The following is a 14,280-nucleotide window of genomic DNA, read 5'->3' as shown; positions in this document are numbered from 1 at the left end:
GCGCACGCGCACGCACCATTCGCACCTCCCCGCCGTCGCGGCGTTCCCTCTCCGATCACGCCCCGAAAGGCTCTGTTCATGTCTGCGCGCCCCCTCGTCCGCACCCTCATCGCCGCCGCGGCCCTCACCGTGACGTTCACGCTCACCGGCTGCAGTGCCGTGCTCGACCTGTTGCCGGTCAGCGCCCCCGAGCCCGAACGCGACGCGACCACGCAGGAGATCGTCGAGGAGAGCCAGGCGGATGTCTTCGCGCTGCGCGTCGGCGACTGCCTGAACACGGTCGAGGAGGAGGAGGTCAGCGAGGTGCCCGTCGTGCCATGCGGCGAGCCCCACGACGAGGAGATCTACTTCGACTTCTCCCTCGACGACGGCGACTTCCCCGGCGATGACGCGGTGCTCGAGTCAGCCGATTCCGGATGCTTCGCCGAGTTCGAGCCGTTCGTCGGGATGGCCTACGAGTCGTCCACCCTCGACTTCTTCGCCTACCGCCCGACCGCGGAGAGCTGGGCGCAAGGCGACCGGGTCGTCTCGTGCGTCATCTGGGACCCGGCCGGCCCCGTGACGGGCACCCTGGCCGGCGCCGCATACTGATCGGCCGCCGCGCCGGCGGCCGCACGGTGCTGCTCGGGGCTCGCCCTCATGCCCCGAGCAGCACCAGCGCGTGGTACACGACGTAGGCGGGCCACACGATCGCCTGGAGCAGCCCGAGGACCACGCCCCAGAAGCTCCCGTCCGACGTCGAGATGAAGTAGATCGCGGCACCGATGTAGGCGATGGCACGCTGACCCCCGGTCAGGGGCTGTCGACACATCCTCGCGTCTCAGTACGGTCGGTCCGGGCGGCCTTCGGCTTCGGGTGCGTGGAGTTCGGCAGACCAAGAACGGCATCGGCGGATGTCACCGCTACATCCGACTGCCGCGTGCGGACCTTCGCTCTCGCGGTATGCGAAGATACAACTATGAACGACATAAGTTCGATCAGCGAAGACGCCCACGTCACCGCGCTCGGGTCCTCGGTCGCCAGCGACCTCTTCCAGATCCTGCGCGACGGCCGTCCGCGCACGCGCACCGAACTCTCGGCCATGACCGGCCTCGCCCGCTCGACGGTCGCGCTTCGCATCGACGCGCTCATGAACCTCGGCCTCGTCGGACCGGTTGGCGACGCCGTCTCCACCGGCGGGCGACCCTCGAGCCAGTTCGCCATCACGGCCAGCGGGCGCGTGGTGCTCGGCGTCGACGTGGGCGCCTCGCACGTGCGACTCGGCGTGAGCGACCTCACCGGGCGCATCCTCGGCGAGAGCGACGATCGCATCCCCGTGACAGAGGGTCCTGAGGCGGTGCTCGGCTGGGTGTCGACCGCGGCGCACGAACTGCTCGAGCGCGTCGGCCGCGACCCGAAGGACCTCCTCGCGGTCGGCATCGGCCTGCCCGGCCCCGTCGAGCACAGCACCGGCCGCCCGATCAACCCGCCGATCATGCCCGGCTGGGATCGCTTCGACGTACCCGGCTGGTTCAGCGGCGTCTTCGACACGCCCGTGCTCGTCGACAACGACGTGAACATCATGGCGCTCGGCGAGCGTGAGCTGTCATGGCCCGAGGTCGACCACCTGATCTTCGTGAAGGTCGCCACCGGCATCGGCTCGGGCGTGATCTCCGGGGGCATCCTGCAACGCGGCGCTCAGGGCACGGCCGGCGACATCGGCCACGTCTACGTCGCACGCGGCGCCGACGTCCCGTGCACCTGCGGGAATCGCGGATGCCTCGAAGCCCTCGCCTCGGGGCCGGCGATCGCGCGAGAGCTCCGCCAGACGGGCCTCGTCGCCGAGTCGAGCCAAGACGTCGTCGATCTCGTCAAGCGCGGCAACATCGACGCCATCCAGGCGGTGCGCCAAGCCGGACGCGACATCGGCGAGGTGCTCACCACGTGCGTGAGCCTCATCAATCCCTCGGTCATCGTCATCGGCGGCAACCTCGCGCAGGCGGGCGAGCACCTCATCGCGGGCGTGCGCGAGATCGTCTACACCCGCTCGATGCCACTGGCGACCGAGCATCTCCAGATCACCCAGTCGAAGGCCGGGTCGGATGCCGCGGTGCTCGGTGCCTGCATGCTGGCCATCCACCACGCCCTCTCGCCCGAGAGTGTCGAGGCGATGGTCGTGGCCGCACCCGCGAAGTAGCGGCCGCGGCATCCGCCCGACTCCGTGGTGCTGAACGCGTCGTGGTGCTGAACGCGCCTACGTGGTGCTGAACGCGGCGTCGAATGCGGCGTCGGGCGCGTCGAACGCGAGTCGGCGCACGAACTGGAGCGCCTCGGGTGCGCCGATGAGGCGGTCCATGCCGGCGTCCTCCCACTCGACCGAGATCGGCCCGTCGTAACCGATGGCGTTGAGCACTCGGAACGCGTCCTCCCAGGGCACGTCGCCGTGCCCGGTCGAGACGAAGTCCCACCCGCGTCGTGGATCCGCCCACCCGAGGTGCGACCCCAGCCGGCCGTTTCGGCCGTTGCCCATGCGCTTCTTCGTGTCCTTGCAGTCGACGTGGTAGATCCGGTCCTGGAAGTCCCAGAGGAAGCCCACTGGGTCGAGGTCCTGCCAGACCATGTGCGATGGATCCCAGTTCAGGCCGAACGCCTCGCGATGCCCGATCGCCTCGAGGGTTCGCACCGTCGTCCAGTAGTCGTAGGCGATCTCGGAGGGGTGCACCTCATGGGCGAAGCGCACGCCGACCTCGTCGAAGACATCGAGGATCGGGTTCCAGCGGTCGGCGAAGTCCTGATACCCGGCCTCGATCAGGTCCTGCGACACCGGCGGGAACATCGCCACGTACTTCCAGATCGACGAACCCGTGAAGCCCACGACCGTCTTCACGCCGAGCTTGGCCGCGAGCCGCGCCGTGTGCTGCATCTCCTCGGCGGCACGCTGCCGCACGCCCTCGGGATCGCCGTCGCCCCACACCCGCGCGGAGACGATGTCGCGGTGCCGCGAATCGATGGGATCATCGCACACCGCCTGGCCCTTGAGGTGGTTCGAGATCGCCCACACCTTGAGCCCGTACCGGTCGAGGAGCGCCAGCCGGTCGTCGATGTAGGCGTCGTCGTCCCAGCGCCACGGGTCGAGATGGTCCCCCCAACAGGCCAGCTCGAGGCCGTCGTAGCCCCACTCGGAGGCGAGGCGCGCAACCTCCTCCAGGGGAAGGTCGGCCCACTGGCCGGTGAAGAGGGTGATCGGTCGGGTCATGGAATCCTCCTTGATGGGTTGCGACGCTCTGGGGTCATTCGGCATGCGGGGCTCATTCGATGTTCGTCCAGATGCCGCGTTGGTCGGAGCTGCGCTCGATCGCGCCGAGCACGCGCTGCACGTGGAGTCCGTCGGCGAATGACGGCTCGGGCTGCACGCCCGCGGCGATCGCCTCGACGAAGTCCTTCGCCTGGTGAGTGAAGCCGTGTTCGTAGCCCAGCATGTGGCCCGCCGGCCACCATGCTCCGACGTAGGGGTGCTCGGGCTCGGTCACGAGGATCTTGGTGAAGCCCCGGCGGTCGGCCGATGCGGTGCCGTCGTAGACGTGCAGGGCGTTCAGGTCCTCGACGTCGAAGGCGACCGCGCCGCGTGAACCCGACACCTCGACGCGCAGGGCGTTCTTGCGGCCGGTGCTCATGCGGGTGGCGACGTAGGAGCCGAGCGCTCCCCCATCGAACCGACCGGTGAAGAGGGCGAGGTCGTCGACGGTGACCGTGCCGACGCCGGTGCCCGCGGTGCCCGACAGCCCCGAACCCGATTCGAGGAGCGGTCGCTCCTTCACGACGGTCTCGATGGTGCCGGCGACGTCGACGAGACGCTGTCCGGTGATGAACTGCGAGAGGTCGATGGCGTGTGCGCCGATGTCGCCGAGCGCACCCGAGCCGGCGCGATCCTTCTGCAGCCGCCACGCGAGCGGTGCGTGCTCGTCGACGAGCCAGTCCTGGAGGTATTCGGCACGCACCTGACGCACCTCGCCGATGTCCCCGCTCGTCACGATCTCGCGCGCGAGCGCGACCGCCGGGACACGACGATAGGTGAAACCGACCATCGCGTAGACCCCTCGCTGCGCGGCCTCCGCTGCGGCTTCCGCCATCGCCTCGGCCTCCTCGACGGTATTCGCGAGGGGCTTCTCGCACAAGACGTGCTTGCCGGCCGCGAGTGCCGCGATCGCAATCTCGGCGTGCGAATCCCCGGGGGTGACGATGTCGATCACATCGATGTCGTCGCGGGCGATCGCCTCGCGCCAGTCGACAGCCGTCTCGGCCCACCCCCACTTGGTTGCGGCGGTTGCCACGCCCCCGCTGTTGCGGCCGACGAGGAGCGTCATCTCAGGGGTGGCCGGCAGGTCGAAGAACCGCGGCGCGACCCGCCAGCCCTGCGAGTGCGCGGCACCCATGAATCCGTAGCCGATCATGGCTACCCGCAACCTGGTCATCGTTCTCTCTCTCGTGCGCCCCTGTCGAGGGGTGGGTGGATGGACGCCCGCGTCGCGAGCGCGACGCGGGCGTCCGGTTCGTCGTGGGCGGTCTCCGGTGAGCGTTCGTGCCGTGTCCAGGCGGGCGACGCCCGCTCACCGGTCCGCGGATCAGGAGGCGAAGGCCGTGGGCAGGTACTCGTCCACGTTGTCCGCCGTCACGACGGGTGCGTAGAGCACGATGCGGGTGGGCACGTCCCCCTCGACGAGGTCGCCGAGCGCCTTGCCCTGGGCCACCAGTCGTGCGAGGGCGATGCCGTCGGCACCCTGCGTCGACGGGTAGATGACCGTGGCTTCGAGCACCGAGTCGCCCGACTTGATCTGGTCCATGGCGTTCTTCGAACCCGCACCGCCGACCATGAAGAACTCGTCGCGGCCGGCCGCGTCGATCGCGGCCAGGACGCCCACGCCCTGGTCGTCGTCGTGGTTCCAGATCGCGTCGATCTTCGGCGCGGCCGAGAGAAGCTGTGAGGCGGCGGCCTCGCCACCCTGCACGGTGAAGTCGGCGGCGACCCGGTTGCTCACCTCGAGACCGCAGTCGTCGAGGGCGTCGGCGAATCCGCGCGAACGGTCCTGCGTGAGCGGAAGCGAGTCGATCCCGGCGACCTCTGCGACGATCGCGTCGGAGTCACCGCCGAGCTTCTCGCAGATATAGGTGCCGGCGCTGACGCCCATGCCGTAGTTGTCGCCGAGCACGGTGGCCCTCGCCGCGAAGGGGCTGGAGAACTCACGGTCGACGTTGATCACGGGGATTCCGGCCTCCATCGCCTTGATCGCCACCTCCGTGAGCGCGGCGCCGTCGGTCGGGAGCAGCACGATCGCATCGACCTTGTCGTTGATGAAGGTCTCGACCTGGCTGATCTGCAGGTTGGCGTCGTTCGTGCCCTCGGCGACGATGAGTTCGACGTCGTCGTACTTGTCGGCCTCGGCGATGGCCGCCGAGTTGATGGCGCCGAGCCAGCCGTGGTCGGCCGCCGGCCCCGAGAACCCGATGCGGACGGTTTCGCCCGCCTCCGAGTTGTTGGCGTTGTTCGTCGGACCGGCATTGGTCTCTTCGGTCGAGGCGGTGCAGCCGGTCACGAAGCCCGTGACCGCCAGCATGATGCCCGCCGTGGCGAGCAGGTGCCGACGGGAGTGCGCTGTGCGCATGTGCTTCCTCCGTTTCAGTGATTCGCAGACATGCCGGCGGAGACGCGGAGCACGCGAGCCCGGGGAGGGACGGCAGCTGCAGTCCACGCTGACATCCGTCACCGTAGCATAAGTGACCGTTGCGCTGTCATCTTTTTGCTGGGCCTCGACATAAGTCCACGATTGCCCCGGCCCGGGCGTGGATGCTCTCCTCGCGCGCGTGCCCGCGGTGAGCATCGAGCGCGTGTCACGTGGCGTCGTGGCTGGTCGCATGCCGCCGACATCTGTTATGTTCCTCGCATGATCAAAGGTGACAACACTGCGTCATTACTCTCGATGCGCGGGATCACGAAGGCGTTCGCGGGCGTCCACGCTCTGTCGGGCGTCGACCTCGACGTGGTCGCGGGGGAGGTGCACTGCGTGCTCGGTCAGAACGGTGCGGGCAAGTCGACCCTGATCAAGGTGCTCGCCGGGGCTCACCAACCCGATGCCGGCGAGATCCTCTGGCATGGCGAACCCGTGCAGATCGACAACCCCGTCGCGGCCATCAAGATGGGCGTCGCCACGATGTACCAGGAACTCGACGTGGTCGATGGGCTCAGCATCGCCGAGAACATCTTCCTCGGACATGAACTGGCATCGGCGGGCGTGCTGCGCCGCGGCCACGCGGCCAAGCGCACGCGCGAGGTGCTCGCTCGCCTCGGGCACGGCAACCTCTCCCCGCACCGAGAGGTGGGCACGCTCTCCGCCGCGAACAAGCAGATCGTGAGCATGGCACGAGCGCTCTCGCACGACGCGCAGCTCATCATCATGGACGAGCCGAGTGCCGTGCTCGACTCCGAGGAGGTCAAGAACCTCTTCCGCGTGGTCCGTGAGCTGACCGCGCAGGGCATCGCGATCATCTACATCTCGCACCGGCTCGAGGAGATCCGCCAGATCGGCGACCGCATCACCGTGATCAAGGACGGCCGCAGCATGGCGAGCGGCCTTCGGGTCTCCGAGACGCCGACGCCTGAGCTCATCCGGCTCATGACCGGCCGCACCGTGGAGCATGTCTTCCCGCCGCGGCGCCCGGTCGCCGCCGACGCGGAAGTGGTGCTCTCGGTCGACGGACTCGGACTCCGCGGCGCGTTCTCGGAGGTCTCCTTCGACGTGCGTGCCGGCGAGGTCGTGGGCCTCGCAGGGCTCGTCGGCTCGGGCCGCTCCGAGATCCTCGAGACGGTCGCCGGAGCCCGCAAGGCGACCACCGGCACGGTCTCCATCGCAGGAACGCGACTCAAGGCCGGTTCCGTGAACGCCGCCGTGGAGGCCGGGGTCGGCCTCTCCCCCGAGGAACGCAAGAGCCAGGGCCTCCTCCTCGAGGAGCCCATCTACAAGAACGTCACCCTTCCCACCTTCGCGCGCTTCGCTCGTGCGGCGTTCCTCGATGAGCGCCGCGAACGTTCGGCGACGCGCGAGCAGATCGAAGCTCTCGACGTGCGTCCGCCCGATCCCGACCGAGTCACGGGCACGCTGTCGGGCGGCAACCAGCAGAAGATCCTGCTCGCACGCTGGCTCGTGCACGGCACCCGCGTGCTCCTGCTCGACGAGCCGACGCGCGGCGTCGACGTGGGGGCCCGAGCCGAGATCTACGCACTCATTCGCCGACTCGCCGACGCCGGCAACGCGATCGTCGTCGTGTCGAGCGAGATCGAAGAGGTGCTCGGACTCTCCGACCAGGTCCTCGTCATCGCCGACGGACGCGTCGTGCACACCACCCCCGCCACCGAGATCGACGAGCACGGCGTGCTCGATCTCATCATGGAAGGAGTCGCCGCGTGAGCGACCAGACCACCGTCACCACCGCCGAACCGGCCGTCGCGCCGCGGTCGGAGCCCGGCCTCGCCCACCGGATGCTCGGCGGTGCCATGGGCCGCAACCTCGGCCTCGTCATCGCCCTCCTCCTCCTCGTCGCCGTCGGCGCGATCACGGCCGGAGACCGCTTCTGGAACCTCGAGAACCTCCTCACGATCGTGCGGTTCGCCTCGATCATCGGCGTCATCAGCATCGGCATGACGTTCGTCATCACGGCCGGCGGGATCGACCTCTCGGTCGGATCCGTCATGGGCCTCGCCACGGTCGTCGCCTCGCTCTCCTGGATGCAGGCGGCCGCCCAGCAGACCAGCTGGCTGCTCATGGTCGTGGTGGCCATGGCCGTCGGGGCATTCGCAGGCTTCGTCAACGGCATCGTGATCGCCTACGGCAAGGTCGTGTCCTTCATGGCGACCCTCGCGATGCTCGTCGGCGCCCGCGGCCTCGCCGAGCTGCTCTCGAACAAGCAGACCCAGATCGTGTCCGTCAACGGATTCCTCGACGTCTTCCGCGGCGCCTTCCTCGGCATCCCGTGGCTCATCTGGATCTTCGTGCTGGTCGCCGTCGCCGGCTGGTTCCTCCTCAACCGCACCACCTTCGGTCGACGCACCGTGGCCATCGGCGGCAACTTCGAGGCGGCCCGCCTCGCCGGCATCCGGGTGAAACGCCACCTGGTGGCGCTCTACGTGATCGCCGGCCTCACCGCCGGCATCGCCGCCGTCATGATGCTGGGCCGCACCACGGCCGGCACCTCGACCCACGGCCTCCTGTACGAACTCGACGCGATCGCCGCGGTGGTCGTCGGCGGCACGCTGCTCGTCGGTGGACGAGGGACGATCATCGGCACGGTCCTCGGTGTGCTCATCTTCTCCACGCTGACCAACGTGTTCACGCAGAACAACCTCTCCACATCGGTGCAGGCGGTGGTGAAGGGCGTCATCATCGTGGTCGCGGTGCTCCTCCAGCAGCGCTTCGCGTCGCGCCCCGGGGGCCGCTCCAGCTGACCCCGAGCCCGACACGGATGATCTCCGGAAATGACGAAAGCCGCCCCCGACTGGAGCGGCATTCGTGTTCTGCAACGTGCGACAACGGCCGATGGTGGAGATGGGGGGAATTGAACCCCCGTCCATCGCTGTGATTCCACGCCTTCTCCGGGCGCATCCTGTGCAGGCGTTCTGCTCGGCCCCGACCTTTGCCACAGGCACCTAAGTCGACAGGCCCAGCCTGAGTAAAGTCCCACACGTCGCTCAGGCGACGACGTGCAGCAAGTTCCCTAGATGACGCCAGCGTCCGGGGCGGGAACAGGCCCGGGCTGACGGACTATCGGACTCGCTTAGGCAGCGAGGGCGAAGTCAGACTGCTTTGTATTGGCAGTTATTGTTTTGCAGGGAGCGTTCACGAGATAACCCTGCATCCTCGGCCCGCTTCTCGTGGGTTCGCAGGCGATGTCGAAACCGATCATCCCCATGTCGCACCTCGCCGGTTCGAGACCGGTTCGGCGGGCCGTTGTCGCACGCTGTGGAATTTCCAATTCCGCCTCACCCGAAGGGTCGACGGCCTTACAGCATATAACAGCGATCGGTGGGCTGTCATTCCCGCACGGGGCGTCGCCCAAGGCAGCCAGAAGCACGATCGTATGCTGGGTGGCATGCCGACCACGATCGCCGTCACCGGCCGCGCCGAGGAGCGTATCGCTCCCGAGCTCGGCGCCGTCACCCTGTCGATCGGCGCGCAGGGAGCCGTGCGCGACCACGTCTTCGGCCGCACGACCGCCGCCCACGACCGCGTGCTCGGCCAGGTGCGCGACCTCGAGGCATCCGGTGCTCTCGACACCTGGTCGGCAGGGCAACTACGCGTCTGGTCGTACCGTCCGTGGAACAACGAGGGGAAGCAGCTGCCGCTCGTGCACCAGGCGAGTGCCGAGGTCGAGGTGGTCTTCTCCGACCTCACGCGGCTCGGCGAGTGGGTGGGCGACGTCGTCAACGCAGCCGAGGTCGCCGTGGGCGGCATCGACTGGCGGTTGACGGATGCCACGCGCCGACGGGTGCAGGAGGCGGCGCAGCGGTCCGCCGTCGCCGATGCGCTCGCGAAGGCCCGTGTCTACGCGTCCGCCCTCGGACTCGGCGAGCCGGCACCGGTCGAGCTCGCCGACCACGGCCTGCTCAGCGTTCAGCCGATGCCGGGCGCGCCGAAGGCGATGATGATGCGCGCCGTGGCGGAGATCGGCGGCGCGGCGCAGGGCACGGAGTTCGCGCCCGCACAGCTCGTGATCGAGGCATCCGTCGACGCCAGGTTCACGGCCGAGGGCGCCTGAGCACGCCTCACTTGGAGATGAGCAGGGCCTCGAGGGCCGAGAGCTCGTGCAGTGCGAGCCCCGCCGAGAGCACGTACTCGCGCGCGGAGCCGTGCGAGCGCTCGACGTGGTCGAGCATGCCCTCGATCGCCTCGGGTGGGCTTCCGCCCATGAGCACCCGGAGTTCGGGGGTGTCGGGGATGCCGTACCGGCCGATCATCGCGACCATCTGTTCGAGCCATTCGCCGGCGAGGTTGGCCTCGGTGCGCGCGTAGTCCTCGATGACGGCGTCGCGGTGCACGCCCACCGCGCTGAGCGCGAGGGCGACGACGACGCCCGTGCGGTCCTTGCCGGCGGTGCAGTGCACCACCACCGAATGCTCGCGGGCCGTGGCGATCTCACGCAGCGCGCCCACCACGACCGCGGTGTGCTGCGTGACGATGCGGTGGTAGAGGGCATCGAGCGAGATGCCGCCCGCACCCTGCGAGGCACCCGAACCCTCGAAGACCGGAAGGCGCATCACCTCGACGTCGAGCCCGGTGAGATCGTCGGGCATGATGGCCGCCTCGTTCTCGTCGCGCAGGTCGATGACCGTGCCGACCCGGAGCCGGCGGAGCTGATCGCGGCCCTCCTCGCCGAGCCGGTGCAGCCCGTCGGAGCGGAAGAGCACGCCCTCGCGCACACGCCCGCTCAGCGCCGGCAGCCCGCCGACGTCGCGGAAGTTGTACGTGCCGCGGATCGGGATGCGCCGGGAGATCTCCATCGCGATGAGCCTACCCGCGGAGCTGACTGAACTCCCCGGGGGAATCCCGTGAATCGGCTCAGTCGCCGAGGTTCCGCCGGGTCGCGATCGCCCGGGCGGCCTCGCGCTTGTCCTGCCGCTCGCGCAACGCCTGCCGCTTGTCGTACTCGCGCTTGCCCTTCGCGACCGCGATCTCGACCTTCGCGCGACCGTCGGCGAAGTAGATCTGCATGGGGACGAGCGTGTAGCCGCCCTCCTTGGTCTTGTGGCTGATCTTCACGATCTCGTGCTTGTGCAGCAGGAGCTTGCGCTTGCGACGCGGCGCGTGGTTGTTCCACGTGCCCTCGGTGTACTGGGGGATGTGCACCGCGTCGAGCCACATCTCGCCGCCGTCGATGAACGCGTACCCGTCGACGAGCGACGCACGTCCCTCGCGGAGCGACTTCACCTCCGTGCCGGTGAGCACGATGCCCGCCTCGTAGGTGTCCTCGATCGTGTAGTCGTGCCGCGCCTTGCGGTTGGTCGCGACGACCTTCTGACCGCGTTCCCTGGGCACGTTCACTCCTCGATTTCGATGACGGATGTCTCCGGGACATCCGGAAGCAGCCGTTCAGTCTAGCCGACCGAATCAGACCTTGAGGTACCTTGTGATGGCGATGCCCGCCGAGACCGCCGCGAGCAGCACGCCCACGAGGATGAGCAGCGGCACGACCAGGAGCGCATCGCCGAGGTCGACGAACGTGAACGACAACGATTCGGCAAGGTAGCCCTGCACGAAGAACACCACGATCGCGACCACCGCCCCGGCGGCGAGCAGCGACCCGATGAGGCCGGCGAACACGCCCTCGAGCACGAACGGCGTCTGGATGAAGCGGTTCGAAGCGCCCACGAGTCGCATGATGCCGAGCTCGCGCCGGCGCGAGAACGCCGAGAGCCGGATCGTGGTCGCGATGAGCAGCGCCGCCGCCACGAGCATGATCGCCGCGACCGCGATGGCCGTGTAGCTCGCCGCGTTGAGCACGTCGAAGATCTGATCGAGGTATCTGCGTTGGTCGACCACCTGCTCGACGCCCGCGAGGCCCGCGAGGCTCTCGGCGAGCACGGCTGCCTGCCCCGGATCGACGAGGTTGACCCAGAACGTCTCGTTGAGCACCTCGGGCGTGACGTAGTCGGCCGCGGGGGTGCCCTCGAACTGCTCCTGGAAGTTCTCGTAGGCCTGCTGGTGGTCCTCGAAGTAGAACTCGTCGATGAACGGCGTGAGCGTGTCGGAGCTGAGCTGCGACTCGACGGCGGCCTTCTGCTCCTCGGTGGCCTCGCCGTCGATGCACCCGGCCGCCGTCGACACCGACGTGCAGAGGTAGATCGCGACCTGGGCGCGGTCGTACCAGTAGTTCTTCATCTGGGCGATCTGCAACTGCATCAGCGCCGCCGTGCCGACGAACGTCAGCGAGATGAACGTGACGAGCACGACCGAGACGACCATGGAGGCGTTCCGGCGCAGGCCGTTCCCCGCCTCGGAGAGCACGAGTCCGAGCCTCATCGCGTCGGCCCCACTTCCTGGTCGTCGTCGCCCTCGCGCGGGCCGCCGGGCGCGCGCAGTCCCAGTCGCTCCGCGAGGGTGAGGTGCTCGGATGCCGCGGCCCCGTGCCGCTCGGCGGCGGTCGCGGTCGCGCCGTCGGCCGCGTCGGCGGGCGCTTCACCCGGGATCGTCACGACCCCGGTCGCGGCCGCAGTGATCGCCGCCGCGGCATCCGTCACCTCGTCGCGTTCCTCGGGCTCGACGTAGAGCGGCTGCTTGTCCTGCATGACCTGCTTGCCGACCTTCGGCGCCGCCCGGGTGATCGGAGCGCGCGCGTCGGCGACCTCCGTCGCGGCTGCCGGCGGCGCCGACGTCGTCGTCTTCGCCGCTTTGCCGGCCTCGGCGGTCTTGGTGGTCTTGGCAGCCTTGGTGGCCTTGGTGGTCTTGGTGGCTTTGGTGGCCTTGGCCGACTTCGCCGCGGTGCCGGATGCCGCGACCGCGGGCCGTCCGGATGCCGCACCCCGTGCCGCGGCGACCGCCTCGGCGGCGGCCACGGCGGCAGCGGCCTGCCGGACCGGTTCGACGGGTTCGACCTGCTCGCCTCTCGACTTGGCGGGCTCATCCTCGAGGGTCGCGCCGTAACCGGCCGCTCGCTCGTCGCGCACGACCTCTCCGGCCGAGAGCTCGATGACGCGCCGCTGCATCTGGTCGACGATGCCGGCCTCGTGGGTGGCCATGACCACGGTCGTTCCGCCCGCGTTGATGCGCTCGAGGAGCGTCATGATGCCGGCGCTGGTGACCGGGTCGAGGTTGCCCGTCGGCTCGTCGGCGAGCAGGATCTGCGGCTTGTTCACGATCGCGCGGGCGATGGCCACGCGCTGCTGCTCGCCGCCCGAGAGCTCATGCGGCATCCGCTTGCCCTTGCCGTCGAGCCCGACGAGCTTCAGCGTCTCGGGCACGGCCGACTGGATGAACCCTCGCGACTTGCCGATGACGCGGAGTGTGAACGCGACGTTCTCGAAGACGTTCTTGTTGGGCAGCAGCCGGAAGTCCTGGAACACGACGCCGAGGTCGCGCCGGAAGTAGGGCACCTTGCGGCTCGAGATCGTGTTCAGGTCTTGCCCGAGCACGTGGATCCGGCCCTTGGATGGCTTCTCCTCCTTGAGGATCAGCCGCAGGAAGCTCGACTTGCCCGAGCCGGACGCGCCGACGAGGAAGACGAACTCGCCGCGCAGGATCTCAGCCCGGATGTCGTTCAGGGCGGGCCTCGACTGACCGGCGTAGGTCTTGGTGACGGAGTCGAATCGGATCATCGGCTTCGAGCCTAAGCAGGGTCGTGCGATTCGGCACCTGCGACTCGCCAAACTCACAACTTGGCGGGCGCAACCCCCTGCGCGCCGGGCAACCCGTCCGTAGGTTGGAGGCGGAGACTGAAGCGGAAGACGAACCCGGATGCGGAGGCGAGATGACCGTTCCCATCATCGGCCTGGTGGCCGATCGGAAGGCGGCGAGCTCGGGTGCCTGGGTGGACATCCCCACCGACGGCCTCCCCCACGCCTACATCGCGGCGATCGAGGAAGCCGGTGGCGCGCCGATCCTGTTCCCGAGCATCGGCGTGCATATCGACGAGCCCGAGCGACTCCTCGACCTCGTCGACGGACTCTTCCTGCCCGGCGGGCGCGACCTCGATGCAACGCTGTACGGCAGCGAGGCGCATCCGACGAACGACGAACCGCTGCGGGTGCGCGATGAACTCGAGCTCGCGCTCACCCGGCTCGCGCGAGAGCGCGGCATGCCCGTGCTCGGAGCCTGCCGCGGGATGCAGGTGATCAACGTGGCCCTCGGCGGCACCCTCGAACAGCACCTCGGCGACCGACTCGACCTCACGCCGCACCGCGCCGAGTACGGCATCCACACCTCGCACCCCGTCGCGATCACGCAGGGCACCCTGCTCAGCAGCATCACGCACGAGCTCGAGTTCGAGATCTCGTCGCACCACCACCAGGGCGTGGACCGCCTGGGCGACGGACTCGTGGCCTCCGCCACGGCGCCCGACGGCGTGGTCGAAGCGATCGAGGCGACCGACGGCGGCTTCTGCCTCGGTGTGCAATGGCACCCCGAGGAGCGTCTCGACCCCGAGGGCATCGCCCTCATCCGCGCGTTCGTCGCCGCGGCACACTCGAGAACCCTCGCGAAGTTCGCGATCCGGTCCTGAGCGCGCCGCCGGCGAGGCACGCCCGCCGCCCTGCCAGCGGCG

General features: G+C 69.0%; 14 protein-coding genes and 1 other RNA gene. 6 read left to right on the top strand and 9 right to left on the bottom strand.

Translation table 11 applies throughout. The features are described from left to right. Positions 1 to 78: 78 nt before the first annotated feature. Positions 79 to 591 (top strand): septum formation family protein, encoded by a 513-nt coding sequence (locus AB0K73_RS13130; protein WP_360513203.1) that lies wholly within the window; start codon positions 79 to 81, stop codon positions 589 to 591. A gap of 46 nt (positions 592 to 637) precedes the next feature. Here AB0K73_RS13130 and AB0K73_RS13125 read toward each other — a convergent pair whose 3' ends face one another. After that, complete coding sequence (locus AB0K73_RS13125; protein WP_360513205.1) at positions 638 to 811, bottom strand: hypothetical protein; 174 nt, start codon at positions 809 to 811, stop codon at positions 638 to 640. A 147-nt stretch (positions 812 to 958) separates the two neighbouring features. Here AB0K73_RS13125 and AB0K73_RS13120 point away from each other — a divergent pair, with 147 nt between their 5' ends. After that, a complete protein-coding gene (locus tag AB0K73_RS13120) occupies positions 959 to 2,176 on the top strand; it encodes an ROK family transcriptional regulator (RefSeq protein ID WP_360513207.1) in 1,218 nt (405 codons plus the stop codon). Between the two features lie 57 nt (positions 2,177 to 2,233). Here the strand turns inward: AB0K73_RS13120 and AB0K73_RS13115 are convergent, their stop codons facing one another. The 3 genes from AB0K73_RS13115 to AB0K73_RS13105 all read right to left on the bottom strand — a co-directional run bounded on the left by AB0K73_RS13115 (position 2,234) and on the right by AB0K73_RS13105 (position 5,639). After that, positions 2,234 to 3,235, bottom strand: coding sequence for a sugar phosphate isomerase/epimerase family protein (locus AB0K73_RS13115; RefSeq protein ID WP_360513209.1), 1,002 nt, complete (start codon positions 3,233 to 3,235; stop codon positions 2,234 to 2,236). A gap of 52 nt (positions 3,236 to 3,287) precedes the next feature. Continuing rightward, positions 3,288 to 4,451 carry a Gfo/Idh/MocA family oxidoreductase gene (locus AB0K73_RS13110; RefSeq protein ID WP_360513211.1) on the bottom strand — a complete coding sequence of 388 codons (1,164 nt, stop codon included), beginning with the start codon at positions 4,449 to 4,451 and terminating at the stop codon, positions 3,288 to 3,290. A 150-nt stretch (positions 4,452 to 4,601) separates the two neighbouring features. Then, positions 4,602 to 5,639: a substrate-binding domain-containing protein gene (locus AB0K73_RS13105; RefSeq protein WP_360513213.1), complete on the bottom strand. Its 1,038-nt coding sequence runs from the start codon at positions 5,637 to 5,639 to the stop codon at positions 4,602 to 4,604. Between the two features lie 315 nt (positions 5,640 to 5,954). On the opposite strand from AB0K73_RS13105, the gene AB0K73_RS13100 reads away from it, so the two are divergent. Both AB0K73_RS13100 and AB0K73_RS13095 read left to right on the top strand, forming a co-directional pair. Continuing rightward, complete coding sequence (locus AB0K73_RS13100) at positions 5,955 to 7,439, top strand: sugar ABC transporter ATP-binding protein (RefSeq protein ID WP_360513215.1); 1,485 nt, start codon at positions 5,955 to 5,957, stop codon at positions 7,437 to 7,439. A 71-nt stretch (positions 7,440 to 7,510) separates the two neighbouring features. Next, entirely contained in the window at positions 7,511 to 8,473 is a 963-nt protein-coding gene (locus tag AB0K73_RS13095; protein ID WP_360513695.1) for an ABC transporter permease, read from the top strand. A 92-nt stretch (positions 8,474 to 8,565) separates the two neighbouring features. On the opposite strand, the gene ssrA is transcribed toward AB0K73_RS13095, so the two are convergent. Continuing rightward, positions 8,566 to 8,935, bottom strand: a transfer-messenger RNA (tmRNA) gene (gene ssrA, locus AB0K73_RS13090). A gap of 182 nt (positions 8,936 to 9,117) precedes the next feature. Between ssrA and AB0K73_RS13085 the strand changes: the two genes are divergently transcribed. Then, a complete protein-coding gene (locus tag AB0K73_RS13085) occupies positions 9,118 to 9,783 on the top strand; it encodes an SIMPL domain-containing protein (protein WP_360513217.1) in 666 nt (221 codons plus the stop codon). A gap of 7 nt (positions 9,784 to 9,790) precedes the next feature. Here AB0K73_RS13085 and AB0K73_RS13080 read toward each other — a convergent pair whose 3' ends face one another. From AB0K73_RS13080 to ftsE, 4 genes are all read right to left on the bottom strand, one after another. After that, positions 9,791 to 10,525 (bottom strand): tyrosine-protein phosphatase, encoded by a 735-nt coding sequence (locus AB0K73_RS13080; protein WP_360513219.1) that lies wholly within the window; start codon positions 10,523 to 10,525, stop codon positions 9,791 to 9,793. Positions 10,526 to 10,583: 58 nt separating this feature from the next. Next, positions 10,584 to 11,060: an SsrA-binding protein SmpB gene (gene smpB, locus AB0K73_RS13075; protein ID WP_360513221.1), complete on the bottom strand. Its 477-nt coding sequence runs from the start codon at positions 11,058 to 11,060 to the stop codon at positions 10,584 to 10,586. Between the two features lie 72 nt (positions 11,061 to 11,132). Beyond that, positions 11,133 to 12,044: a permease-like cell division protein FtsX gene (gene ftsX / locus AB0K73_RS13070; protein ID WP_360513223.1), complete on the bottom strand. Its 912-nt coding sequence runs from the start codon at positions 12,042 to 12,044 to the stop codon at positions 11,133 to 11,135. Next, a complete protein-coding gene (gene ftsE / locus AB0K73_RS13065) occupies positions 12,041 to 13,336 on the bottom strand; it encodes a cell division ATP-binding protein FtsE (RefSeq protein ID WP_360513225.1) in 1,296 nt (431 codons plus the stop codon). Before ftsE ends, ftsX begins: the two co-directional genes overlap by 4 nt. Before the next feature lie 152 nt (positions 13,337 to 13,488). Here ftsE and AB0K73_RS13060 point away from each other — a divergent pair, with 152 nt between their 5' ends. After that, the gene (locus AB0K73_RS13060; protein WP_360513227.1) at positions 13,489 to 14,238 is read left to right on the top strand and encodes a gamma-glutamyl-gamma-aminobutyrate hydrolase family protein; all 750 of its coding nucleotides are present in this window, start codon (positions 13,489 to 13,491) and stop codon (positions 14,236 to 14,238) included. Positions 14,239 to 14,280: the final 42 nt, after the last annotated feature.

It is taken from the genome of Agromyces sp. NPDC052230, from assembly GCF_040679595.1.
Taxonomy (GTDB): domain Bacteria; phylum Actinomycetota; class Actinomycetes; order Actinomycetales; family Microbacteriaceae; genus Agromyces.
The sequence above is the reverse complement of the archived record's forward strand: the minus strand, read 5'-3'. Positions and strand labels throughout refer to the sequence as shown.

Coding starts and splice junctions, on each gene's coding strand:
- AB0K73_RS13120 (WP_360513207.1), top strand. CDS start 959: ATGAACGACATAAGTTCGATCAGCGAAGACGCCCACGTCACCGCGCTC.
- AB0K73_RS13085 (WP_360513217.1), top strand. CDS start 9,118: ATGCCGACCACGATCGCCGTCACCGGCCGCGCCGAGGAGCGTATCGCT.
- AB0K73_RS13080 (WP_360513219.1), bottom strand. CDS start 10,525: ATGGAGATCTCCCGGCGCATCCCGATCCGCGGCACGTACAACTTCCGC.
- AB0K73_RS13130 (WP_360513203.1), top strand. CDS start 79: ATGTCTGCGCGCCCCCTCGTCCGCACCCTCATCGCCGCCGCGGCCCTC.
- AB0K73_RS13115 (WP_360513209.1), bottom strand. CDS start 3,235: ATGACCCGACCGATCACCCTCTTCACCGGCCAGTGGGCCGACCTTCCC.
- AB0K73_RS13060 (WP_360513227.1), top strand. CDS start 13,489: ATGACCGTTCCCATCATCGGCCTGGTGGCCGATCGGAAGGCGGCGAGC.
- AB0K73_RS13110 (WP_360513211.1), bottom strand. CDS start 4,451: ATGACCAGGTTGCGGGTAGCCATGATCGGCTACGGATTCATGGGTGCC.
- AB0K73_RS13125 (WP_360513205.1), bottom strand. CDS start 811: ATGTGTCGACAGCCCCTGACCGGGGGTCAGCGTGCCATCGCCTACATC.
- AB0K73_RS13100 (WP_360513215.1), top strand. CDS start 5,955: ATGCGCGGGATCACGAAGGCGTTCGCGGGCGTCCACGCTCTGTCGGGC.
- ftsE (WP_360513225.1), bottom strand. CDS start 13,336: ATGATCCGATTCGACTCCGTCACCAAGACCTACGCCGGTCAGTCGAGG.
- AB0K73_RS13095 (WP_360513695.1), top strand. CDS start 7,511: ATGCTCGGCGGTGCCATGGGCCGCAACCTCGGCCTCGTCATCGCCCTC.
- ftsX (WP_360513223.1), bottom strand. CDS start 12,044: ATGAGGCTCGGACTCGTGCTCTCCGAGGCGGGGAACGGCCTGCGCCGG.
- AB0K73_RS13105 (WP_360513213.1), bottom strand. CDS start 5,639: ATGCGCACAGCGCACTCCCGTCGGCACCTGCTCGCCACGGCGGGCATC.